Source organism: Streptomyces sp. NPDC052236 (assembly GCF_044548015.1).
Lineage (GTDB): Bacteria > Actinomycetota > Actinomycetes > Streptomycetales > Streptomycetaceae > Streptomyces.
Genome location: NZ_JBIUBL010000022.1, coordinates 43,706 through 65,015, shown reverse-complemented (window position 1 = coordinate 65,015; position 21,310 = coordinate 43,706). Strand labels below are relative to the sequence as shown.

The following is a 21,310-nucleotide window of genomic DNA, read 5'->3' as shown; positions in this document are numbered from 1 at the left end:
AGCCTGACCGAGGTTCTCCACGGATTTACCGCCGCCGGAGGACGCCTCGGACGAATGCCGCCTGCCCTGCGTGTTGCAGGTCGTCGGCGATCACGCTGACGAGCCGGACGCCGAGAGTGACCGGCGGCAACCAGGCCTTGTCCACCACACGGTCCAGAGCCGCGTCGTTGAGCCCGCCGACGAACCCCAGGGTCTGCTCGTGCACGGCGTCGTAGTAGCCGAGCAGCAGCTCCGCCGATTCGACCCGCACCGCGGCCACCTGCCTGCTGCTGTCGCCGTACCCGGTCGCCTCCGGGCCGAAGGGGAGCCCGAAGCGGGCTTCCCAGCCCTGGGACAGCCACACCTGTTCCAGCTCGGCCACATCGGCCACATGGTCGTCCTGGACCCGGGCCAGATGCCACACCAGCCACGCGATCGAATTCGCGTCGGGGTCCAGCCGGGCGGTGAGCTCCTCCGGTGACAGCCCTTCCACCGCGGCGTGTACTTCCTCCCGGACGCGCCCGAACGCGTCCGCCAAAACCTCTGCGCTGTTCATACACCGGTCCTTGGCTGTGTCTGCCGTGCATCCCGAATACCGACCATGCCCACAGTGGACGGTCTCCGGCCCCGCTCCGGGGCCGACACGCGCACCGGCCCGGGTTTCAGCGCGGCGGCGCCCCGCCGACAGGCCGGCACAGCAAGCGCATCGCGCCGTATCCGCCCGTCCCGCATGACGAAGCGTCTGCCGGCGAAGCCGCGGAAGGCTAGGTTTGGAGTGTCCTGATCAATGCCGACCGCCAGGAAAAGAGTGCAGACGTGTCCAAGCCTTTAGCAACCAGCGATGACGGCACTGGGCATGTGTCCATGCTCCGGACCGATGTGTCACACTCCGCCCGGATCTGGAACTACTGGCTGGGAGGTAAGGACAACTACCTCGTCGACCAGGAAGTCGGCGAACAGATCCTCTCCTTTGTGCCGGAACTGGTCCGGTCGGCCCGTGCGGACCGGCAGTTCCTGGCGCGCGCCGTTCAATTCCTTGTCAGGGAGGCGGGAATCCGGCAGTTCCTGGACATCGGCACGGGTCTGCCGACCGTCGACAACACCCACGAGGTCGCCCAGCGTCTCGACCCGACCTGCCGGATTGCCTACGTGGACAACGACCCCCTCGTACTGACACACGCGCACGCCCTGCTCACCAGCACCCCTGAGGGAGCCACCGCCTACATCGACGCGGATGTGCACGACCCTGAAAAGATCTTGCAGATGGCCGCCCGGACACTGGACTTCAGCCAACCCGTCGCGATCACGATGCTGGGCATTGTGAACTTCGTTCTCGACACCGATGAGGCACAGGCCATCGTGCACCGGCTCCTGGACGGGCTCCCGTCCGGAAGCTACCTGGCGATCTCCCATCCCACGACTGAGGTTGACGCCGAGGCGATGACCGAAGCAGTGCGTTTCTGGAACGGCCAGGGGTCAGCTCGGATGACACTGCGCACGCGTGAAGAAGTCCTGCGGTTTTTCGACAAGGTGGAACTGATCGAGCCGGGCGTGGTCTCGTGCTCGCGTTGGCGCCCTGACGCCGTGAGCAGGGACGAGATTGTCGATGTGACTCACTTCTGTGGTGTCGGGAAGAAGCCTTAGGCGCCGGCTGGGGCCGCGAGGTGGGCGGACTCAGCAGTCGCGGCGCCGACGGCGGTAGCAGGCCACCGTGACCACCCCGAGCAGCGGCCCCCAGGCGACCAGGGGCGCGTAACAGGTGGTCATCACCCAGTACGACCGAGTCCGATCAGATAGAAGGAGGGGTCAGCGCGGCCGCGTGCGCCGCGAGGCGGACGGAACGCGGCACCTGAGGCGCGACCGGCGGCCCGTACGTCCCGGCGGTCAGGGTGTCAGCCACGACGGGTCGCCGCCCCGGGCAGCGCAGGAGTCTTCGCGACCTCGGCATGGACCACGGTCGTGAACGGCGCGGGAGCCATGCACGTGCCGACCCTCGGCATGACGAGTCGCCGTTCTCGTCGACCTGCTCGGGCTCGACGCTCGCCACGCCCCGGGAGAAGCCCAGCCGGCCCGGCTCTCCCAGGGTCGCCGTCCGCCCGCTGGTGACCAGGCAGTCCACCTGGGCCTCCGCCCACCCCCCGTCTCCACCCGGGGTGGTGTGGGAGAACTTCACCGTGCCCCGGGCATCCGTGGCCAGTCCGGTCGGCGCTCCCGACAACGGCCGGGTGAACGGCGTTTGTTCGGCAAAGAGCGCGCCACCAGGCCCGGGGCCTCTGTGCCGTTCGGCCGAGAGACCCGCCGCTGACCAGCCCGTACGCTGATCACCATGGGAGAATCAACCGGCCCGGCCGTCACGGCCCTTGGTGTCCTGCCATTGTTCGCGACCGCCGGCTTTCACTGACGACCAGGACGACGTACGCAGCGGTTCTCGGCTCGTCCTCGGCTCCCAGCCGGACATGACCGTGGTCGGCGAGGTGGCAGACGGCCTCACAGCCGTCCAACTCGCCCGTACCCTCCAGCCGGATCTGGTCCTCGCCGACATCCGTATGCCGGGCCGCGTCAGAGCGGCCATGGCCGGGGACCTCCTCATCAGCCCTCAGATCACGGTGCGCCTGCTCCGGACCCTGCCGCCTGCTCCCGGCCGGGTCCGTGGTCCAACGCCGAGGCCGGCCGCTAGCAGCGCGCGACCATGCCGGACGGCGATCGACCGCCCCTAACTGCCACTTTCAGCCAACGTGACGCCAAGATCGGAGAGAGACGGCCGAAGCCTTGACGGGCAACTGCGCCACGCCATAGGAATCTGTGTGTTCGCGAGTGGTTGTGGTTGTTAATGCGCAGTTGTGTTGCACCGAGCGCTGATGATGCGGAACAGGCCTGAAAAGCCGAACTCGCTCCTACGAGAGGGATCTCCATGGCCGTCACGCGCAGATCGTTGATAATCGCGGGCACCGCATCGCCGGTGGCCGGCGCCCTGGTCCCGGCCGCCGACGCACTGGCCGCCGACGCGCAGGCCGCGCCCGGTGCCCCGGTCTCCGGGCGCCGGAGCGTGGAGCTCCAGGACGGCTGGCGGTTCGCCCTGGCCGACCCGGTGGGGGCCGGCGACTCCACCGGCGACTACGCGCGGGCGATGGACCCCGAGTTCGACGACTCGGCCTGGCGGCAGGTCGCCGTTCCGCACGACTGGAGCATCGAGCTCACCCCCACCACCGACCACCGCACCAGCAGCGGTACGGGCTTTCTCCCCGGCGGGCTCGGCTGGTACCGCAAGACGTTCACCGTGCCGACCGCCTTCGCCGGCAAGCGGATCTCCGCGGAGTTCGACGGCGTCTACATGGACGCGCACGTGTACTGCAACGGCCGCCTCGTCGGCCGGCACCCCTACGGCTACACAGGCTTCGCCTTCGACCTGACCGAGCTGCTGCACACCGACGGCGTCACCCCCAACGTCCTGGCCGTCGAGGTCCGCAACCGGCTGCCCAGCAGCCGCTGGTACTCGGGCAGCGGTATCTACCGCAATGCCCGGCTCGTCGTCACCGACCCCGTGCATGTGGCGCGTTGGGGGACCCGGGTGACCACTCCGGGGCTCACCGAGACCCTCCGCGCCGGACATGCCCTCGTACGCGTGGAGACCTCGGTCGTCAACGAGTCCGGCGCGGACCGGACCGTCACCGTCGTCTCGACGGTCCTCGATCCCGGTGGCCGCGCTGTGGCCCGTACCGACTCCGCCGTCGGCCTCGGCACCGGATCCGGCACCGTCTCGCACGAGTTGAGGGTGGAGGGGCCCCGGCTGTGGTCGCCCGACACCCCGCGCCTGTACACCCTGCGGACCGAGCTGCGGGTGGACGGCGAGACGACCGACGTACACCGCACGGTGTTCGGCATCCGCCAGGTCACCATCGACCCCGCCGACGGGATGACGCTGAACGGGACCTACACCAAGCTCAAGGGGGTCAATCTGCATCACGACCTCGGTGCGCTGGGTGCCGCCGTTCAGCCCGACGCCGTCAGGCGCCAGCTGGACCTGATGAAATCCATGGGCGTCAATGCCGTACGAACCTCCCACAACCCGCCCTCGCCGGAGCTGATCGCGGCCTGCGACGAGATGGGGCTGCTGATGATCGTGGAGGCCTTCGACTGCTGGCAGCGCGGCAAGAACGCCTACGACTATGGGCGGTTCTTCAATGAGTGGGCCGACGCGGACATCGCCGAGATGGTCGGTGCGGCCCGCAACTCCCCCGCCGTCATCATGTGGTCGATCGGCAACGAGGTCCCCGATTCGACGTCCACAGCCGGTCTGGTCATGGCGGACCGGCTCATCGACGGTGTACGGCGGCTGGACACCACCCGGCCGATCGTGATCGGCTCCGACCGGCACCGCTCCGTGCCCGCCGCGGGCTCCCCGGCCGATCTCATACTGGCCAAGCTCGACGGGCTGGGCCTCAACTACAACACGGCCGCCTCGACCGACGCCCTGCACGCCCGCTACCCGCAGCTGTTCCTGTTCGAGTCGGAGTCCTCGTCCGAAACGGCGACCCGGGGGACGTATCAGGAGCCGGAGCACCTCAACACCGGGGAGAACTACTCACCCGGCAGGCGCGAGACGTCCAGTTACGACAACAACCTGGCCACCTGGACGATGAGCGGCGAGTACGGTCTGAAGAAGGACCGGGACCGGAAGTGGTTCACCGGGCAGTTCCTGTGGTCGGGCATCGACTACATCGGCGAGCCCACTCCGTACAACGTGTTCCCGGTGAAGTCCTCCTTCTTCGGCGCCATGGACACGGCGGGCTTCCCGAAAGACATGTACTACCTGTTCAGGAGCCAGTGGGCCGACGAGCCCATGGTCCATCTGCTCCCTATGGACTGGACGGGTCACCGTGCGGGCGAGACGGTGGAGGTCTGGGCGTACTCCAATGTGGCGAGCGTCGAGCTGTTCCTCAACGGCGAGTCCCTGGGTGTGCGGACATTCGACGAGAAGAAGACCACCGACGGCCGCGGCTATCTGGAGACCACCGAGGCGACCGGGGACGACAAGACGGTCACCGGCGGACCCTGGCCCGGGAGTTGCACCAGCCCGAACGGCAGCGCCGGAAAGCTCCATCTCACCTGGACGGTGCCGTTCGCACCCGGTGAGCTGAAGGCGGTGGCCCGGCGTGACGGGCGCGTCGTCGCCACGGACACGCTCCGGACGGCGGGCCGGCCGTCCGCGCTGCGCCTGACCGCGGACCGCGGGAGGGTGGCGGCCGACGGCCGGTCGCTGTGCTTCGTGACGGCGGAGGTGGTCGACGCGCGAGGCGTGGCGGTGCCGGGCGCCGATGACCTGATCGCCTTCGAGGTCGCCGGGGGTTCCCTCGCCGGAGTCGACAACGGGCGGCAGGAGAGCGCGGAACGCTACCAGGCGAGCACCCGCACCGCGTTCCACGGCAAGGCCCTGGCCGTTGTCCGGTCCGGCACCAGGGCGGGGCGGCTCACCGTCACGGCACGGGCGGAGGGGCTGCGTACCGCCGCTGTCACCGTTCGTGCCACCGAGCCGCGTTCGGTGCCGGCGGCCACGCCGGCACCGCGCCTCACCCCCGACCCGGGTCCGGCCGCCCCCGTCTACCCTCTCGCGGACGCGAGTTACTCCGGGAGGCCCGACACGCTGCCCGCCGCGATGCTGGACGGCGATCCGGCCACCGGCTGGTCCAACGCCTTCCACAAGGCGCCCACCGCGCTGCTGCCCGCCTTCAGCGGCGCCCGGTCCGCAGACTGGGTCTCGGTCACCTGGGCGCGTGCGCTCACCTTCGAGCGGGTGGAGGTGCGCTTCACCGTCGATGCCACCCATACCCTTCCGGCGTCGGCTGGGGTCTTGGTGTGGGACGGCCGCCGGTGGGCGCCGGTTCGGGACGCGGCCGTGGCCTGGGCCACCGATTCCGACGGGCTGACGGCAATCACCTTCGAACCCGTACGGGGCTCCCGGCTCCGGCTGGACATGACGAGCCGTCATCCGGGCGCTCCCGACGGGGCTCAGCGCATCAGCCGTCTCGATGTCGTGGCGCGCTGAACCGGGGGCCGGGCAGACCTGTTCCGGCTGGACCCTGGGCTCTGGCGTGCCCCGGGGTCTGCCGGATGCGATCTGCCCGGCCTGAGCCAAGCGTGCTACCAGATCGCCTCGACCCACTCCGGGTGGTCGATGAACGGGTTGCGGTTGCCCTGGTAGGTGCCGTAGATGATCTCGTTGCGGCGTTCCTCGAAGGCGTTCGGCGGGTCCTGCTCGTTCCACTGCTTCAGGACCGCGAGGCGGCCGTGGTACGGGACACTGCCGTTGGAGACCGAGTCGTTGGGCTCCAGGTCGGCCCAGGCGTCGTCGCCCTCGTAGCGGACGGCCATGTAGAGGATCATGCGGGCCACGTCGCCCTTGACGGCGTTGCGGGGCTCGAAGGAGTTCGAGTCGGTGTAGCTGCCGGTCGCGCCGCTGACCGCGCTGCCGCCGTTGTCGAAGTCCTTGTTGCCGCGGATGCTGTTGACCTGCACATCCTCGGGGCGCAGGTGGTGCAGATCGGTGCCGGGTCCGGCCGAGGTGCCGAAGCTGCCGTGGGACTGGGCCCACACGTGCTCGCGGTTCCAGTTTCCGGTGTTGCCGCCGTTCAATGTCTTGCTGCGGGACGTGCCGCCGTACAGCAGGATCACGTTGTTGCTGTTGTTCGGGTCCTGGTCGGTGACCTTCAGCGCGTTCCAGACCGCGTCGTACGAGATCTTGGTCTGACGGCTGGTGATCGTGTGCAGGGAGGACTTCAGGGACGTGCCGGTCTTGCCGATCGCGTTCGCGTAGTACGTGCTGTCGTACGCGGTGGTGGTGGCCGCGGCGGGGGTCGCGGTCACGGTCGGGAGGGTGATGCCGACGAGCACGGCGGAGGTGGCCAGCGCCAGCGCCTTCCATCTGCCTATCTGCGCAACGGACATGGGGGGCCTTTCCCGGGGGGACGGCACGGGCGGAAGGCGGCGACCGGATCAAGGGCACCGCGTTCTACGCGTGTTGACCATTCGTTCAACCGGGAGCGTCGCATGGAGGAGGGGTCTGCCGAGTAACCGGGAGGAGGCGTTTGTGTGACGTTCAGGCACAGGAAGCAACCTTTCCTCAAGGCTGAGTGGGAGTCAGCCCTGTTGCCGGAGCCCATGCTCTGGGCGGGTCTCTCGCAGGGCGAGGTGGCGAAGACACTGCGCGCCGATCCCTGTTCGATCGAGGGCTTCGGGGCAGAGCATCAGCGACTGGCTGCCGTAAGACGGCCGCTGCTCCACATCAGCTCGGCACCCGGCACCGCCCCCAGCCCGGTGGCTGTCTCGTGATCGGCGACCAGGCGGGGCAGGCAGGCAGGCAACAGTGACACATCAGAGCATGGGTGCCTGCGATGCGGCCTCCCATGCAAACCCGTCCGGGTCGGTGAAAGTCCCGGCATCGCCGCCGATCACCAGCCGGTGCGATCCGGTGCCGTCGGGAGAGACGCCGGCAACCTTGGCCAGGGCACGGCGCTTGTACAGCGCCAGCTTGACGGGACCCGACCCAGCAGCGAACTCGACGTACTTGCTGCCAAAGCTCTTCGCCACGGCGAGGCCTTGGCCAACGTAGAATTGCTTGCTTTCGGCCATGTCCGCGACTCCCAGCAGGAGCACGATGTCGTTGATCTGCCGGGTGGCCGGGCCGGTGTCCTTCTTCGACGACGATGCGACCTGCCAGATCGTCCCGTCCGGGGCCTGTACGACGCCCCCGTAGCCCCAAAGCGACTTGGTGGCGGGCTTCAGTGTCGCGGCACCGGCATCCACGGCGGCGTCGATGAGGGCGTTGACGTTGGCCGGCTGTGACACCACGAGCGACAGCGTGAAACCGCGGAAGCCGGTTGTGGGTGCCTCCGAGGCCCGCAGGCGTATCTGCGTGTCCAAGCCGAAGGCGGTGGTGTAGAAGCGGTTGGCGGCCGTGGGGTCGGCCACGTCGAGGGTGACGGATTCGATGGATGTCATGGTCATCACGCTAGTTGCGGCTCGGCGACCGGTGCTTCTTGATTCCTGACCGGTCTTGTCACCTGTTTCGCCACACACGGCGGCATCCCCGCCGCAGGGCCCGTTGCGCGGCGCCGGTAGGCACTGGGCGGCATGCCGACCAGCTCGGTGAAGCGGGTGCTGAAGGTGCCCAGCGATGAGCAGCCGACCGCGAAGCAGACGTCGGTGACGCTGAGGTCGCCACGGCGCAGCAGCGCCGTCGCGCGCTCGATGCGACGCGTCATCAGGTAGCTGTACGGCGACTCGCCGTAGGCCAGCCGGAATTGGCGGCTGAGGTGCCCGGCGGACATGTTCGCGCCGCGGGCGAGCGCCTCGACGTTCAGCGGCTGCGCGTACTCCCGGTCGATCCGGTCGCGGACGCGGCGCAGTCGCGCGAGGTCGCTCAGGCGCTGCGTCGCGGTGCGTGCGCGCCCCCACGAGGCGTGACACATGAGAGAACTCCTCTTCATCGATGTCCGCGAGCACCTGGGGTTGCATGCCGAGGTGGGCAGCGAGGCGCTCGATGGCGATGACCGGGTTGCCGGAGTCGACAAGCCGGTCGAGCGGGTCTCGGCGCGGCCTGGAAGCGCTGGCCGCCGTACTCTCCGCAGGTGGTCACGGCGCCGGCCATCATGGCCGGATCGATGACCGGACGGCTCAGCGAAGCTCCTGGATGCGGACCAGGTTGCCCGCGGGATCGCGGAAGGCGCAGTCGCGGATGCCGTACGGCTGCTCGGTCGGCTCCTGGACGACCTCGGCGTCGCCGGCCTGCACCTTCTCGAACGTGCCGTCGAGGTCCCGGGTGGCCAGCAGGATCCAGCCGTAGGTGCCCTTGGCCATCATTTCGGTGATGGTGCGGCGCTCGTCCTCGGTGACCCCGGGGTCGGCGGCCGGCGGCGCCAGGAGGATGGACGTGCCGGGCTGGCCGACGGGGCCGACCGTGATCCAGCGCATCTTGCCCTGTCCGACGTCGCTGCGGACCTCGAAGCCGAGGATGTCGCGGTAGAACGCCAGGGACGCGTCCGGGTCGTCATGCGGGAGGAAGGTCGTGTGAATGGTGATGTCCATAACGATGATGCTAGGTGCGGCTCCGTGACCCGTGCTTCTCGATTCCTGACCGATCTGGCCACCTGTTTCGCCACACACGGTCGCGTCCCCGCTGTCGCGCGCACCGTCTGGCGCCGCGCCGCCCAGGATCTCCTCGACCGTCTCCCAGGAGATCGCAAGCCGGGACAGCAGGCCGGCTTGCGCATCCTGCTCCGCGAGGAAGGCGTCTCCTGCCTAGGCGACCCGGACCACTGCCTCGGCGCAGGATGGGCACAGCCCTCGGTAGGTGATCTCGGCCTCGGACACCGTGAAGCCGAACCGTTCCTCCGCCGGGAGGTCGGCCAGCGGATCGCCGGTCGGGTGGACATCGCGGATGGTGCCGCAGTGGAAGCACACCAGGTGCTGGTGCGGGTGGTGTGCGTTGGGGTCGTAGCGCTTGGCGCGGCCGTCGGTGGAGACCTCGATGACCTCACCCAGGGAGACCAGCTCCCCCAATGCGTTGTAGACGGTCGCCCGGGAAATCTCGGGCAGCCGCTGGACCGCGCGGGCATGCACCTCGTCGGCCGTGAGATGCATGTGGTCGCCGTCGAGGACCTCCGCAACGACACGCCGCTGGGAGGTCATCCGCCAGCCACGCCCCCGCAGTCGCTCCAGCAGGTCACTCATATCGGTTCACCCATTCAGGTTCGGTGGGACACGCGAAGTTCACCGGTGGACGTCCGGGTGCCGATTGGGTACGGGTTTGATGTCCTTCTTGACTTGGACTCTGTCCATCGTAGGATTAGTTCCGGCGAGAGCCAAGGGACAGGAAGACTCCAGTACGGCAGGAGACAGAGACGTGGACGTGACGGAACCGCCGCCAAAGAGCTGCGAGGTGCCGGCTTGCGGGTGACGGCCGCCCGCGTCGCGCTGCTCGAGACCGTCCGGGACAGTGACCACCCTCGGCGTCGAGGCGATTACCTCCGGGGGGCGCGATCGCCTGGGCCATTTTGCCTTCAAGTCGCGTGTGAGGCCCTCGACACGCTCATCGCGGCGGTATGCGTACGCCGCACTGAACCGGCCGGGAGCCTGGACCGGTTCGAGAGGCGCGTTGTGTCGTCATTGACGTCAACTCGCGGTCCGCGAAGCCCCCTGCCCGACCGCGTCCGACGACCACGGCTTCTCGATCGACGAGGCCGAGGTCATCTACTGGGGCCTGTGCCCCGCCTGTCCCACCGCCCACAGTTTCTGAGCACCGCGATCCGCCTGGTCCGGAAGGATTCCCATGACTGAGAACCATGATGCAATCGTCGTAGACGCGAAGACGGAGGGCGGAGGTGGCTGCCCAGTCGCCCACGGGCGCGCCCCGCACCCGACTCAGGGCGGCGGAAACCGCCAGTGGTGGCCGGAGCGGCTCAACCTGAAGATCCTCGCCAAGAACCCCGCCGTGGCCAACCCGCTCGGCGAGGACTTCGACTACGCCGAGGCGTTCAAGACCCTCGACCTCGCGGCAGTGAAGCGGGACATCGCGGAGGTGCTGACGACCTCGCAGGACTGGTGGCCCGCCGACTTCGGCCACTACGGCCCGTTCATGATCCGGATGGCGTGGCACAGCGCCGGCACCTACCGGATCAGCGACGGCCGCGGCGGCGGCGGGGCCGGCCAGCAGCGCTTCGCCCCCCTCAACAGCTGGCCGGACAACGGGAACCTCGACAAGGCCCGCCGCCTGCTGTGGCCGGTCAAGAAGAAGTACGGCCAGAGCATCTCGTGGGCCGACCTCATGATCCTCACCGGCAACGTCGCCCTGGAGTCGATGGGCTTCGAGACCTTCGGCTTCGGCGGCGGTCGCGCGGACGTCTGGGAGCCCGACGAGGACGTCTACTGGGGTCCCGAGACCACCTGGCTCGGCGACGAGCGCTACACCGGCGACCGGGAACTGGAGAACCCCCTCGGCGCGGTCCAGATGGGCCTCATCTACGTCAACCCTGAGGGCCCGAACGGCAACCCGGACCCGATCGCCGCGGCCCGCGACATCCGTGAGACGTTCCGCCGGATGGCGATGAACGACGAGGAGACGGTCGCCCTGATCGCGGGCGGTCACACCTTCGGCAAGACCCACGGCGCGGGCCCGGCGGACAGCGTCGGCGCCGACCCGGAGGCCGCCTCCATCGAGGAGCAGGGCCTCGGCTGGAAGAACTCCTTCGGCACCGGCAAGGGTGGCGACACGATCACCAGTGGTCTTGAGGGTATCTGGACGAACACCCCGATCACCTGGGACAACAGCTTCTTCGAGATCCTGTTCGGCTACGAGTGGGAGCTGTTCCAGAGCCCCGCCGGTGCCAACCAGTGGCGGCCGAAGGACGGCGCCGGGGTGGGCACCGTGCCCGACGCCCACGACCCGTCGAAGCGCCAGGCCCCGACGATGCTGACGACCGACCTCGCGCTCCGCATCGACCCGGCCTACGAGCAGATCTCGCGACGCTTCCTGGAGAACCCCGACGCGTTCGCCGACGCCTTCGCCCGCGCGTGGTTCAAGCTGACCCACCGCGACATGGGCCCGATCGTGCGCTACCTCGGCCCGGAGGTTCCGGCCGAGACGCTGCTGTGGCAGGACCCCCTCCCCGCGGTGACGCACGAGCTCATCGACGCCGAGGACATCGCCTCCCTCAAGGGCCAGATCCTCGCCTCGGGCCTGTCGGTGTCCCAGCTCGTGTCCACCGCGTGGGCGTCGGCCTCGTCCTTCCGCGGCAGCGACAAGCGCGGCGGCGCCAACGGTGCGCGCATCCGCCTCCAGCCGCAGAGCGGGTGGGAGGTCAACAACCCCGACCAGCTGGCCACGGTGCTGCGCACCCTGGAGGGAATCAAGGAGACCTTCAACGCCGACCGGACCGGCGGCAAGCAGGTCTCGCTCGCCGACCTGATCGTGCTCGCCGGTGGTGCCGCCGTCGAGCAGGCCGCCAAGGACGCCGGCTTCGGCGTTCAGGTCCCCTTCACGCCGGGCCGCGTCGACGCGTCGCAGGAGCAGACCGACGTGGAGTCGTTCGCCGCGCTCGAGCCGACCGCCGACGGGTTCCGCAACTACCTCGGGAAGGGCAACCGGCTGCCGGCCGAGTACCTGCTGACCGACCGGGCGAATCTCCTGACCCTGAGCGCCCCCGAGATGACGGCCCTGGTCGGTGGCCTGCGCGTCCTGGGCGCGAACTACCAGCAGTCGCCGCTCGGCGCCTTCACCACGACCCCCGGGTCCCTGACGAACGACTTCTTCGTCAACCTGCTCGACCTGGGCACAACGTGGAAGGCGACGTCCGAGGACGCGAACACGTTCGAGGGTCGCGACGCCGCCACCGGCGAGGTCAAGTGGACCGGCAGCCGTGCCGACCTCGTCTTCGGGTCCAACTCCGAGCTGCGCGCGCTCGCGGAGGTCTACGCGAGCGATGACGCGAAGGAGAAGTTCGTGAACGACTTCGTCGCGGCGTGGGACAAGGTGATGAACCTCGACCGGTTCGACCTCGTCTGATCACGACGTCCAGGCCGGCCCGCGCCGGCCGGCCTGGACGTCCTCAGTCCGCGACCCTCTCGACATCGTCCGCCTCCAGCGCGACGTCGAGAGGGTCGCGGTTGATGCGGGGTGGCAAGCCGACGAGGGTGACACGGTGACCTCACCGCGTGGCACCAGACTCAATCTTTGCCGGGCCCTTCCTCGAAGGGCCCGGCAACGCGGATGAGGCTTGCTCGGCCGCCCCGGCGGCACGCGGGTAGGTGCGGCTATGCGGCGCGAGCACCGCGCCGCGGGCCACCAGGGCATCCGCGCGAGATGCCGTGCCGTGCCGTTGCACAAGGTGACAGCTCTAGAACGAACGCTCTACTCAGTGTGCCGGTCGAGCGGCCGTCTCAGCGAGGGCGGCCGGGGCCTCAGGGCCGGAAGCCGAGCCGACTACCGCTGGTTTCCGGAGCAGGAGCAGCGCCGCGTCGTCGTCGAGCCGGCCGCCGACATGCGCCAGCAGGTCGTCGTGGAGCGCGTCGAGGGTATGGGACGGCTGGTCCGACACGTGCCGCGCCATCCGCTCGGCGAGCGGGTAGAACTCACGGCCGTGGTTGCGGGCCTCGGTGACACCGTCGGTGTACAGGAGCAGCTGGTCGCCGTCGGCGAAGGACAGTATCTGGAGAGTCGGGGCCTCGCCGGTGAGGGCATGCAACCCGAGTGGCGGGGCCGGATGGGTCGGCTCGACGGCCAGGATCTCGCCATCGCGGACCATCAGCGGCGGGGCGTGTCCGCAGTTGACGATCTCCATGCGCCCGGGCCCGGAGCACCCGGCGACCACGGCCGTGACGAAGTCGTCGGGCCCCAGGTTGCGCGCCAGGCTCCGCTCGATCCTGCCGACGACGTCGAGAAGGTCCGGCTCGTCGTACGCGGCCTCGCGGAAGACACCGACCACCAGAGCGGCGGTGCCCACCGCGGGCAGCCCCTTGCCGCGCACATCGCCGACGATCAGCCTGACCCCGTACGGAGTGGGCACCAGCGCGTAGAGGTCCCCGCCGATCCGGGCCTCCGCCGCGGCCGCGCTGTAGCGGACGGCCACCTGGAACTGGCCGACCGTCGGGGGCACCGGCTCGAGGAGAGCGTGCTGGGCGGCCTCTGCGACCGAGCGGACGTCCGCCAGTACGCGTTCGCGGCGGTCACGCAACGCGCTGGCCAGGCCGCTCGCCAGGGTGACGGCCACCAGCGCCGACAGCGCGATCGACTGCTCGTGACCCGGCGCACCGCCCCGGGCCCCGAGCACGGCTCCCAGCGCCGCGGCGAGGAAGCCGATGCGGAGGACTCCCCAGGGCCTGCTGGTGGCGGCGGCGAGCGCGGGTCCGACCGCGAGCAGCGGCAACCAGCTCGCGGAGGCTCCGCTGATGAAGGCGACCAGCGCTACGGCACAGATGAGCAGTATGGGCACGCCGGGGGCGAGGTGCGCAGCGGCGCGGGACCCAGAACCGGACCGGCGCTTGGTGAAACCCTTGTCGGGCTGCCACGTCGGCCGATGGTCGCGCTGATGATCCCGGGCGTGGCACATATCCTGTTCCGCAACTCTTTCCCGCTCACGACGCGTACGCCTGAATGTCCGTTTCGTCCCTACCCAGGGAACAGGTAACCGGGCAAGGGCCGCAAGGACACGATTTTCAGATAGTGAGCGAAAGGCCCCTGGTCACGCGGCTCGCTGTCGGCACCAGCCGGGCCCGGACCTCGTCGATGCGGGAGAGCCGGTCTGCCGGGAGAGAGACGCCGAGCGAGCCGAGCCTGTCCCCGCTGTACACGGGCACCGCGACGCAGACCGTACCGAGGGAGTACTCCTCCAGGTCCGTGATGCCAGGCGCGGGGTGTGACGCGTCGAGCTGCCGGAGCAGTTCGGAGCGGCGGGTGATGGTGCGGGGTGTCAGGTCGGCAAGGGAGTGCCGGGAGAGGTAGTCGTTCCGGGACTCGTCGTCCAGCTCGCGCAGCACGCACTTGCCCAGCGCGGTGGCGTGCCCGGCGTCCTCGAACCCCACCCAGAGGTCGACGCGTGGTGCCCGGGGGCCGTCGATGATCTCGGCGACCCGGATTTCGCCGTCCTCGTAGAAGGTCAGGTAGGCGGCGGCGGACAGTTCGTCCCGCAGAGCGGCGAGCGTGGGACGGATACGGGTGAGCAGCGCCTGCCCGCGGCTTCCGGCATGCAGCAGGTGGAGCTTGTCGCCGATCACGAACCCGCCGTCGTCCAGCTTCCGCAGGTATCCGTCGTGGGTCAGCGTCCGCAGCAGGTGATAGGTGGTGGCCAGGGGCAGCCCTGCCTCGCGTGCCAGCTGCTTCGCCGGGGCGCCGCCCTCGTGTGCCCCTACGGCTTCCATCAAGCGGAAGGCTCGCTGCACGGAGGTGATGAGCGTAGGGCCGTCCAAAGAACCCATGTTATTAAGCTTGCGCCCGGCGCACCGCGCGAGCAAGGCTGCTCGGCAGGCGATCGCCGGCATGAAGACACATGAAGGCGCCTGGTCGCCGCCGCACCACCGGCCCGGTTCGGGGTCAACTCGTACGAGGGTTACGCCGGACCGGCTAGGGGTGGCCGAGCGGCACGGCCGCAGTGGCCCCGTGGAGAAGTGCGTTGCGGGGCAGCGAGACTCCGAAGGCGATCTCCACCGCCCGCAGGAGAGACCGCTGTACGTCGCAGTCCTCCACCGCCGTGCCGTCAGGCCGCAGCGCTCCGGCCTCCCGGAGCGCGGTCACCATCGGCTCGCGGGCGTGTCCGGCCCACTGGTCGGGCTCGACCCCCGGCTCGAAGTCGGCGGCTGTCCGCCCGTCGCGGGCGTGCACGAACCACCGCGGTGAAGCTCCGGGCTCCAGGACGACGAGGGCGTCCGTCCCCGAGGACAGTGCCAGCAGCCGCGGCCGGTCCAGGCCGGTTGCGCTCCAGCGCTCCAGCACCCATGCCCACGAGCTGTCCTCGCCGAAGCGAGCGGCCCCACCCCAGTCGTCCTCGAGTCTGAGGAGGTCGGTCTCCGCCGCCGCGTCGATGACGTGGGCAGGGTCGCCGCCAAGGGCTGTCACCAGTTCCGTTCCGGTGACTCCGCGTACGCACGTCAGGCAGTACGTCTCGTATGCGTCCGCGATCCAGACTATTCCGTCCTTCACTCGCTCTCCGTCACCTCAAATCCCCCGCGCGGGCCGACGCCCCCGGGCCGCACCACCGGACTCGTCCCCCTCGGAGACCAGTGCCGCGCCGACACCGAAGGCACTCCGATCGACGCGTCGCTTCCCGATCGCGCGTGTCTCTTCGATACTGGACATCGGAGCCACCAGCAACGACAGGATCGGATTGCTCCTCAGTATCAGCCCCGCCGGACACCGTCAGACACCGTCAGACGCCGCCGAACGCCGCCATAGACCGCAGGGTCCGCTTCCCAGGAGGAACCGTTGAGGATGCTCATCAACGTACCGGAGACCGTCGTCGCGGACGCGCTCCGCGGCATGGCCGCCGCGCACCCCGAGTTGGCCGTGGATGTCGAGAACCGCGTGATCGTACGGCGTGACGCGCCCGTCGCCGGGAAAGTGGCGCTGGTCTCGGGTGGCGGGTCGGGGCACGAGCCGATGCACGGCGGGTTCGTCGGGCCCGGAATGCTCGCCGCCGCCTGCCCCGGCGAGGTGTTCACCAGCCCCGTCCCCGACCAGATGACGCGGGCTGCCACCGCCGTCGACAGCGGCGAGGGCGTGCTGTTCATCGTGAAGAACTACACGGGCGACGTCCTCAACTTCGACATGGCCGCCGAGCTCGCCGAGGACGAGGGGGTCCGGCTCGCCAAGGTCCTGGTCAATGACGATGTCGCGGTGACCGACAGCCTCTATACGGCGGGCCGGCGCGGCACCGGCGCGACCCTGTTCGTGGAGAAGATCGCGGGCGCGGCGGCCGAGGAGGGCGCCCCGCTGGAACGCGTCGAGGCGATCGCCCGGCAGGTGAACGAGAGCTCCCGGAGTTTCGGTGTCGCTCTGAGCGCCGTCACCACACCCGCGAAGGGCACGCCGACCTTCGACCTTCCGCCCGGCGAACTGGAGCTGGGCATCGGCATTCACGGCGAGCCCGGGCGCGAGCGGCGGGCGATGATGACATCGCGGGAGATCGCGGACTACACGGTCAACGTGGTGCTGGAGGACCTGTCGCCCACGGGCCCGGTGCTCGTACTCGTCAATGGCATGGGGGCGACTCCACTGCTGGAACTGTACGGATTCAACGCCGAGGTGCATCGGGTGCTCGCCGAGCGCGGGGTGGCCGTGGCCCGTACCCTCGTCGGGAACTATGTGACCTCGCTGGACATGGCGGGCTGCTCGGTGACGCTGTGCCAGGCCGATGAGGAGTTGTTGCGGCTGTGGGACGCGCCGGTGCAGACCGCCGCGCTCCGCTGGGGTCGCTGAGGCCGGCCCTGGAACCGGGCCTCGCCTGGGCTGGACCTGGACCGTCACGGCACCACCACCCACCACAGGGAGTTCATGTGCTCGACGCCGACTTCTTCCGCCGCTGGCTGACCACCGCGGCGGTCAGTGTGGACCGCTCGGCCGACCGCCTCACCGAGCTGGACGCGGCGATCGGGGATGCCGACCACGGCAGCAACCTCCAGCGGGGGTTCGCGGCGGTGACGGCGGTCTTGGAGAAAGAGTCGCCGGGGACGCCCGGGGCCGTACTCATCCTGGCGGGACGGCAGTTGATCTCGACGGTGGGCGGCGCGTCCGGCCCGCTGTACGGGACGCTGCTGCGGCGTACAGGCAAAGCCCTCGGCGAGGACGGCGAGGTCACGCCCGAGACCTTCGCGGAGGCGCTGCGCGCGGGCGTGACCGCGGTGGCGCAGCTCGGCGGCGCCGCCGCCGGGGACAAGACGATGCTGGACGCGCTGGAGCCGGCGGTCGAGGCGCTCGGCTCCGCCACCGCACCGTTCGCGGCGGCGTGTGAGGCGGCTCGCGAGGCGGCCGAGCGGGGCGCGCTGGCGACCGTGCCGTTGCAGGCGCGCAAGGGCAGGGCCAGCTATCTGGGTGAGCGCAGCATCGGGCACCAGGATCCGGGCGCGACCTCCTCCGCGCTGCTGATCGCGGCACTCGCCGAAACCGCGGCGGCGGCGGGAACGGCGGGATGAGCGCGGAAAACAAGCTGGTCGGGATCGTGCTGGTCTCGCACAGCAAGGAGGTGGCCTCGGCCGTCGCCGAGCTCGCCAAGGCCCTCGCAGGCGGCGGCGTGACCGCGCCTGTCGCCCCGGCGGGCGGCACTCCCGACGGTGGCCTCGGCACCAGTTCGGAGCTGATCACGGCCGCCGCCGCCTCGGTCGACAGGGGCGCCGGGGTGGCCGTACTCGTCGATCTGGGCAGTGCCGTGCTCACGGTCAAGGCGCTGCTGGCCGAGGGCGACGAACTCCCCGACGGGGCGCGGCTGGTGGACGCGCCGTTCGTGGAGGGCGCGGTGGCCGCGGTGGTGACCGCCTCGGCGGGCGGCGGACTGGACGAGGTCCAGGCGGCGGCATCGGAGGCGTACGACTACCGCAAAGTCTGACGCCGGAGTGGACCGCCAGGCTGCGTCAATTGTTAATGGTAACCATGTTCATATAGCCTCCTCTTCGTACCCACCCCTACCGAGGAGGCTCCCGGTCCCATGGCCGTGCCCAAGCGCAAGATGTCCCGCAGCAACACCCGCCACCGCCGCGCCCAGTGGAAGGCCACTACCCCGCAGCTCGTCCCCGTCACGATCGACGGCTCCGTGTACCAGGTGCCGCAGCGGCTGGCGAAGGCGTACGAGCGCGGTCTGCTCAGCCCGGAGGACTGAGCCCCGGCACCCGCGGCAAGCAAGGCAACCAGAGCAACCGGGGTGACACCGTCACCCCTTCGGCGTTGCCTGCGCGACGGATCGGCCGGGCGCCCGGCCATACCGCGTGACCTGGCACGACCCCGCGTGACACGGCGGCACAGGGTGGCGACACGCCGAGCTCCCGCCGCCCGCGCCGCATGCGACACGCCCATCGACCCTCATAGCGTCAACTCCAGCGAGGTGCACTCCTCGCGTTTCGCGGTATTCCTCCGCGACTGCGCCTCGGGAACTCGGAGTACTGACCATGCGTGCGACAAGTGTCGCCTCCCTCGCCCTGATCGGCACCGCCGCGCTGACCTTCGGCGCCCCGGCCGCCCTCGCCGCCGATGAGGGGAACACCGTCACGCCTTTCGGTTTCACCGTCACTCCCACGACGGTCGCACCCGGCGGCACCGTGACCCTCAGCGCCACCGAGTGCGAGGCCACGGCCGCGACGGCCTCCTCGGATGTTTTCGACACCGTCACCCTCTCCGCGGGCCGCCCCGCCACGGCGCGGGTCTCCGAGGACGCCAAGCCGGGCGCGGAGCACCAGGTCACTTTCGACTGCGCGGGTGAGAAGGGCACCAGCGCCCTCGCCATCACGGGCGGCTCCAAGTCCGAGCCCAGCGCCGGAGCCGTATCCGGATCCGAGTCGGAGCAAGAGCCGGAGACCGCACCCGGGCCAGCATCCGAGCCCGCGCTCGAGTCCGTACCCGACGTACCCGACGTACCCGGCTCCAAGCTCGACTCAGGACCCGTCACCGCATCCGAGCCCGAATCCAAACCCGAGGCCGAGTTCAAGCCGGAGCCCCCGCCCCAGCCCGGGCTCGTACCCGACTCCGGCTCACACACCGTGACAGGTCCGACGACAGGCATGACAAAGCCCGGCGGCGGCGTCAAGGCAGGCGCCGGCGGCAGCCTCGCCGAGCTGAGTCCGGCGCAGCTCGCCGCCGGTTCCGTACTCGTCGCGGGCGCGCTCGGCGGTGCCGTCGTCCTTCTCCTGCGCCACCGCACGCACGCCAACGCCGGCGGCTGACGGAGACCCGGCCCCATGCCTACGTCCGACAGGCGCGGTGCCTGGTTCACCCTCGCCTGCGTCCTTCTTCTCGGGCTGTTCCTCCTGCGCAATGGATCCGCCGGCTCCGCCGACTCCACCGACGGCCCGCCCCGGCCCGCCCCCGCCCTCGCCGCCCGGCACGCCACGACCGCCCCCCAACCGCCCGCGCCCGCCCCGCTGCCCCCGTCCTCGCCCCGGCGGATCACCATCCCTTCGCTCACGGTCGACGCCCCTCTGACCGAGGTCGGCCTCGACACCGACGGCTGGATTCAGGCCCCGCCGCTGACCCGCGGCAACCTCGCCGGCTGGTACCGGGGCGGGGTCACCCCGGGCGAGCGCGGCACGTCCGTCATCGTCGGCCACGTCGACAACACCGCAGGTCCGGCCGTTTTCTACGGGCTCGGCGCCGTCAAGCGCGGCAGCCGCATCGAGATCCCGCGCGCGGACGGCCGTACGGCGGTGTTCACCGTCTACGGCGTCGAGCTGTTCGCCAAGCGCGACTTCCCCGCGCGCCGGGTGTACGCGGACGGCCCGGTCCCCGAACTGCGGGTGATCACCTGTGGCGGCGGCTACACGAAGAAGACCGGGTACGACGGAAACGTGGTGACCTTCGCCCGCCTGACCGGAGAGCGCTGACCGGGCTGCGCCGACCGGGGAGCGATGACCGGGGAACGCTCACCACTGATCGCCTGGCAGACTGGGCCCATGTCCGCTCCCCGCCGTCTCTGCCCCGTCTGCCGCCGCGAAATCGCCGTTGTCGCGGGCCGGTACGCGCGCCACGACCCGGCGCTGCAGCCCACGCTCGACGGCGCCGTCGTATCCGACTTTCCGGGCCAGCTCCCTCTCTTCTGAACTCTTCTGAACCCCTCTGACAGCACCGCCACTCACCCGGTAGATTGGTCTACACCACTTGCGCCTTCGGATGGGCGCTGCCAGAGACAGGGAACAGGGATCTTCGTGGAAGTTGTCATCGTTCCGGACTCCTCCGCCGGCGGCGAGCTCATCGCCGAAGCAGTGGCCGACCTGCTGCGACGCAAGCCCGACGCGCTCCTCGGCGTCTCCACAGGCTCGACCCCGCTGCCCGTCTACCACGCCCTCGCGGCCAAGGCGCGCGCCTCGGAAGTGGACGCGTCCCGCGCCCGCGTCTGCCAGCTGGACGAGTACGTCGGCCTGCCGTCCGGCCACCCCGAGTCGTACCGCTCGGTGGTCCTGCGCGAGGTCCTCGAACCCCTCGGCCTGACCGACGCCTCCTTCATGGGCCCCGACGGCACCGCGGAGGACATCGCCGCCGCCTGCCTCGCCTACGACCGCGCACTCACCGAAGCGGGCGGCGTCGACCTCCAGCTGCTGGGCATCGGCACCGACGGGCACATAGGTTTCAACGAGCCCTGCTCCTCGCTCGCCTCGCGGACCCGGATCAAAACCCTGACCCGGCGGACCCGGCAGGACAATGCCCGGTTCTTCAACGGTATCGACGAGGTGCCGCACCACGTCATCACCCAGGGCATCGGCACCATCCTGGAGGCCCGCCACCTCGTCCTGCTCGCCACCGGCGAGGCCAAGGCCGACGCGGTCGCGCTCGCCGTCGAGGGCCCGCTGTCCGCGCTGGTGCCCGCCTCCGCCCTGCAGCTCCACCCGCACGCCACCGTGGTCGTGGACGAGGCGGCGGCCTCCCGCCTCAAGCTCGCCGACTACTTCCGCGCCACGTACGCGGCCAAGCCCGCCTGGCAGGGCCTTTAAGGTCTCCGGCACGCAAGCCGTAAAACAAACTTCCGCACACAACAGCTCAACCCCGCACACCAGTTGGTACGGTGCGCTCCCTCAGCACTGTGACACGCGTTCACCTTGCGCGCAGCCCCGCCGCTCCCCCCTGCGCGGCAGGCCGGTGCACCACAAGGGC

The 21,310-nt window shown here is 70.0% G+C and carries 21 protein-coding genes and 2 pseudogenes; 14 read left to right on the top strand and 9 right to left on the bottom strand.

Annotated features, from left to right (window positions below):
* Nucleotides 1-25: 25 nt before the first annotated feature.
* Nucleotides 26-535, bottom strand: coding sequence for a DUF664 domain-containing protein (locus tag ACIHCQ_RS30575; protein ID WP_399669393.1), 510 nt, complete (start codon nt 533-535; stop codon nt 26-28).
* Nucleotides 536-843: 308 nt separating this feature from the next.
* Between ACIHCQ_RS30575 and ACIHCQ_RS30570 the strand changes: the two genes are divergently transcribed.
* The 3 genes and pseudogenes from ACIHCQ_RS30570 to ACIHCQ_RS30560 all read left to right on the top strand — a co-directional run bounded on the left by ACIHCQ_RS30570 (nt 844) and on the right by ACIHCQ_RS30560 (nt 6,022).
* A complete protein-coding gene (locus ACIHCQ_RS30570; protein ID WP_399669660.1) occupies nt 844-1,623 on the top strand; it encodes an SAM-dependent methyltransferase in 780 nt (259 codons plus the stop codon).
* Nucleotides 1,624-2,339: 716 nt separating this feature from the next.
* Nucleotides 2,340-2,651: pseudogene (locus ACIHCQ_RS30565) on the top strand (response regulator transcription factor); the annotation flags it as partial.
* A gap of 239 nt (nt 2,652-2,890) precedes the next feature.
* A complete protein-coding gene (locus ACIHCQ_RS30560; RefSeq protein ID WP_399669390.1) occupies nt 2,891-6,022 on the top strand; it encodes a glycoside hydrolase family 2 TIM barrel-domain containing protein in 3,132 nt (1,043 codons plus the stop codon).
* A 95-nt stretch (nt 6,023-6,117) separates the two neighbouring features.
* On the opposite strand, the gene ACIHCQ_RS30555 is transcribed toward ACIHCQ_RS30560, so the two are convergent.
* Complete coding sequence (locus tag ACIHCQ_RS30555; RefSeq protein ID WP_399669387.1) at nt 6,118-6,921, bottom strand: endonuclease I family protein; 804 nt, start codon at nt 6,919-6,921, stop codon at nt 6,118-6,120.
* Nucleotides 6,922-7,065: 144 nt separating this feature from the next.
* Between ACIHCQ_RS30555 and ACIHCQ_RS30550 the strand changes: the two genes are divergently transcribed.
* Nucleotides 7,066-7,305, top strand: a complete 240-nt coding sequence (locus tag ACIHCQ_RS30550; protein ID WP_399669384.1) for a hypothetical protein — start codon at nt 7,066-7,068, stop codon at nt 7,303-7,305.
* A gap of 42 nt (nt 7,306-7,347) precedes the next feature.
* On the opposite strand, the gene ACIHCQ_RS30545 is transcribed toward ACIHCQ_RS30550, so the two are convergent.
* From ACIHCQ_RS30545 to ACIHCQ_RS30530, 4 genes are all read right to left on the bottom strand, one after another.
* Complete coding sequence (locus ACIHCQ_RS30545) at nt 7,348-7,974, bottom strand: glyoxalase (protein ID WP_399669381.1); 627 nt, start codon at nt 7,972-7,974, stop codon at nt 7,348-7,350.
* A gap of 5 nt (nt 7,975-7,979) precedes the next feature.
* On the bottom strand, nt 7,980-8,444 hold the full coding sequence (locus ACIHCQ_RS30540; RefSeq protein WP_399669378.1) for a helix-turn-helix transcriptional regulator: 465 nt from the start codon (nt 8,442-8,444) through the stop codon (nt 7,980-7,982).
* 205 nt (nt 8,445-8,649) lie between these two features.
* Complete coding sequence (locus ACIHCQ_RS30535; protein WP_399669374.1) at nt 8,650-9,060, bottom strand: VOC family protein; 411 nt, start codon at nt 9,058-9,060, stop codon at nt 8,650-8,652.
* Nucleotides 9,061-9,273: 213 nt separating this feature from the next.
* Nucleotides 9,274-9,705 (bottom strand): Fur family transcriptional regulator, encoded by a 432-nt coding sequence (locus ACIHCQ_RS30530; RefSeq protein WP_399669372.1) that lies wholly within the window; start codon nt 9,703-9,705, stop codon nt 9,274-9,276.
* A 222-nt stretch (nt 9,706-9,927) separates the two neighbouring features.
* On the opposite strand from ACIHCQ_RS30530, the pseudogene ACIHCQ_RS30525 reads away from it, so the two are divergent.
* Both ACIHCQ_RS30525 and katG read left to right on the top strand, forming a co-directional pair.
* Nucleotides 9,928-10,270 (top strand): annotated as a pseudogene (locus tag ACIHCQ_RS30525) (transcriptional repressor).
* A 33-nt stretch (nt 10,271-10,303) separates the two neighbouring features.
* The gene (gene katG, locus ACIHCQ_RS30520; RefSeq protein WP_399669369.1) at nt 10,304-12,535 is read left to right on the top strand and encodes a catalase/peroxidase HPI; all 2,232 of its coding nucleotides are present in this window, start codon (nt 10,304-10,306) and stop codon (nt 12,533-12,535) included.
* Between the two features lie 349 nt (nt 12,536-12,884).
* On the opposite strand, the gene ACIHCQ_RS30515 is transcribed toward katG, so the two are convergent.
* The 3 genes from ACIHCQ_RS30515 to ACIHCQ_RS30505 form a co-directional block, all read right to left on the bottom strand.
* The gene (locus ACIHCQ_RS30515) at nt 12,885-14,078 is read right to left on the bottom strand and encodes a PP2C family protein-serine/threonine phosphatase (RefSeq protein WP_399669366.1); all 1,194 of its coding nucleotides are present in this window, start codon (nt 14,076-14,078) and stop codon (nt 12,885-12,887) included.
* Between the two features lie 106 nt (nt 14,079-14,184).
* The gene (locus ACIHCQ_RS30510; protein WP_399669364.1) at nt 14,185-14,943 is read right to left on the bottom strand and encodes an IclR family transcriptional regulator; all 759 of its coding nucleotides are present in this window, start codon (nt 14,941-14,943) and stop codon (nt 14,185-14,187) included.
* A 145-nt stretch (nt 14,944-15,088) separates the two neighbouring features.
* A complete protein-coding gene (locus tag ACIHCQ_RS30505; RefSeq protein WP_399669361.1) occupies nt 15,089-15,664 on the bottom strand; it encodes a DUF6461 domain-containing protein in 576 nt (191 codons plus the stop codon).
* A 288-nt stretch (nt 15,665-15,952) separates the two neighbouring features.
* Here ACIHCQ_RS30505 and dhaK point away from each other — a divergent pair, with 288 nt between their 5' ends.
* The 8 genes from dhaK to nagB all read left to right on the top strand — a co-directional run bounded on the left by dhaK (nt 15,953) and on the right by nagB (nt 21,150).
* On the top strand, nt 15,953-16,939 hold the full coding sequence (gene dhaK / locus ACIHCQ_RS30500; protein WP_399669358.1) for a dihydroxyacetone kinase subunit DhaK: 987 nt from the start codon (nt 15,953-15,955) through the stop codon (nt 16,937-16,939).
* Between the two features lie 77 nt (nt 16,940-17,016).
* Nucleotides 17,017-17,652: a dihydroxyacetone kinase subunit DhaL gene (gene dhaL, locus ACIHCQ_RS30495; protein WP_399669356.1), complete on the top strand. Its 636-nt coding sequence runs from the start codon at nt 17,017-17,019 to the stop codon at nt 17,650-17,652.
* The gene (locus ACIHCQ_RS30490) at nt 17,649-18,062 is read left to right on the top strand and encodes a PTS-dependent dihydroxyacetone kinase phosphotransferase subunit DhaM (RefSeq protein ID WP_399669353.1); all 414 of its coding nucleotides are present in this window, start codon (nt 17,649-17,651) and stop codon (nt 18,060-18,062) included. Before dhaL ends, ACIHCQ_RS30490 begins: the two co-directional genes overlap by 4 nt.
* Before the next feature lie 99 nt (nt 18,063-18,161).
* Complete coding sequence (gene rpmF / locus ACIHCQ_RS30485; protein ID WP_399669350.1) at nt 18,162-18,332, top strand: 50S ribosomal protein L32; 171 nt, start codon at nt 18,162-18,164, stop codon at nt 18,330-18,332.
* 286 nt (nt 18,333-18,618) lie between these two features.
* The gene (locus ACIHCQ_RS30480; RefSeq protein ID WP_399669347.1) at nt 18,619-19,389 is read left to right on the top strand and encodes a hypothetical protein; all 771 of its coding nucleotides are present in this window, start codon (nt 18,619-18,621) and stop codon (nt 19,387-19,389) included.
* 15 nt (nt 19,390-19,404) lie between these two features.
* Nucleotides 19,405-20,046 carry a class F sortase gene (locus ACIHCQ_RS30475; RefSeq protein WP_399669344.1) on the top strand — a complete coding sequence of 214 codons (642 nt, stop codon included), beginning with the start codon at nt 19,405-19,407 and terminating at the stop codon, nt 20,044-20,046.
* A gap of 69 nt (nt 20,047-20,115) precedes the next feature.
* Nucleotides 20,116-20,262 carry a hypothetical protein gene (locus ACIHCQ_RS30470; RefSeq protein WP_399669341.1) on the top strand — a complete coding sequence of 49 codons (147 nt, stop codon included), beginning with the start codon at nt 20,116-20,118 and terminating at the stop codon, nt 20,260-20,262.
* A 105-nt stretch (nt 20,263-20,367) separates the two neighbouring features.
* Nucleotides 20,368-21,150, top strand: a complete 783-nt coding sequence (gene nagB / locus ACIHCQ_RS30465; RefSeq protein ID WP_399669338.1) for a glucosamine-6-phosphate deaminase — start codon at nt 20,368-20,370, stop codon at nt 21,148-21,150.
* Nucleotides 21,151-21,310: the final 160 nt, after the last annotated feature.

What these genes read in the sequence shown, in the direction of transcription:
- ACIHCQ_RS30555 (WP_399669387.1), bottom strand. Translation starts at nt 6,921, where the DNA reads ATGTCCGTTGCGCAGATAGGCAGATGGAAGGCGCTGGCGCTGGCCACC.
- katG (WP_399669369.1), top strand. Translation starts at nt 10,304, where the DNA reads ATGACTGAGAACCATGATGCAATCGTCGTAGACGCGAAGACGGAGGGC.
- ACIHCQ_RS30535 (WP_399669374.1), bottom strand. Translation starts at nt 9,060, where the DNA reads ATGGACATCACCATTCACACGACCTTCCTCCCGCATGACGACCCGGAC.
- ACIHCQ_RS30575 (WP_399669393.1), bottom strand. Translation starts at nt 535, where the DNA reads ATGAACAGCGCAGAGGTTTTGGCGGACGCGTTCGGGCGCGTCCGGGAG.
- ACIHCQ_RS30490 (WP_399669353.1), top strand. Translation starts at nt 17,649, where the DNA reads ATGAGCGCGGAAAACAAGCTGGTCGGGATCGTGCTGGTCTCGCACAGC.
- ACIHCQ_RS30540 (WP_399669378.1), bottom strand. Translation starts at nt 8,444, where the DNA reads ATGTGTCACGCCTCGTGGGGGCGCGCACGCACCGCGACGCAGCGCCTG.
- ACIHCQ_RS30470 (WP_399669341.1), top strand. Translation starts at nt 20,116, where the DNA reads ATGTCCGCTCCCCGCCGTCTCTGCCCCGTCTGCCGCCGCGAAATCGCC.
- ACIHCQ_RS30560 (WP_399669390.1), top strand. Translation starts at nt 2,891, where the DNA reads ATGGCCGTCACGCGCAGATCGTTGATAATCGCGGGCACCGCATCGCCG.
- ACIHCQ_RS30545 (WP_399669381.1), bottom strand. Translation starts at nt 7,974, where the DNA reads ATGACATCCATCGAATCCGTCACCCTCGACGTGGCCGACCCCACGGCC.
- ACIHCQ_RS30510 (WP_399669364.1), bottom strand. Translation starts at nt 14,943, where the DNA reads ATGGGTTCTTTGGACGGCCCTACGCTCATCACCTCCGTGCAGCGAGCC.
- ACIHCQ_RS30530 (WP_399669372.1), bottom strand. Translation starts at nt 9,705, where the DNA reads ATGAGTGACCTGCTGGAGCGACTGCGGGGGCGTGGCTGGCGGATGACC.
- rpmF (WP_399669350.1), top strand. Translation starts at nt 18,162, where the DNA reads ATGGCCGTGCCCAAGCGCAAGATGTCCCGCAGCAACACCCGCCACCGC.
- ACIHCQ_RS30475 (WP_399669344.1), top strand. Translation starts at nt 19,405, where the DNA reads ATGCCTACGTCCGACAGGCGCGGTGCCTGGTTCACCCTCGCCTGCGTC.
- dhaK (WP_399669358.1), top strand. Translation starts at nt 15,953, where the DNA reads ATGCTCATCAACGTACCGGAGACCGTCGTCGCGGACGCGCTCCGCGGC.
- ACIHCQ_RS30480 (WP_399669347.1), top strand. Translation starts at nt 18,619, where the DNA reads ATGCGTGCGACAAGTGTCGCCTCCCTCGCCCTGATCGGCACCGCCGCG.
- ACIHCQ_RS30515 (WP_399669366.1), bottom strand. Translation starts at nt 14,078, where the DNA reads ATGTGCCACGCCCGGGATCATCAGCGCGACCATCGGCCGACGTGGCAG.
- ACIHCQ_RS30570 (WP_399669660.1), top strand. Translation starts at nt 844, where the DNA reads ATGCTCCGGACCGATGTGTCACACTCCGCCCGGATCTGGAACTACTGG.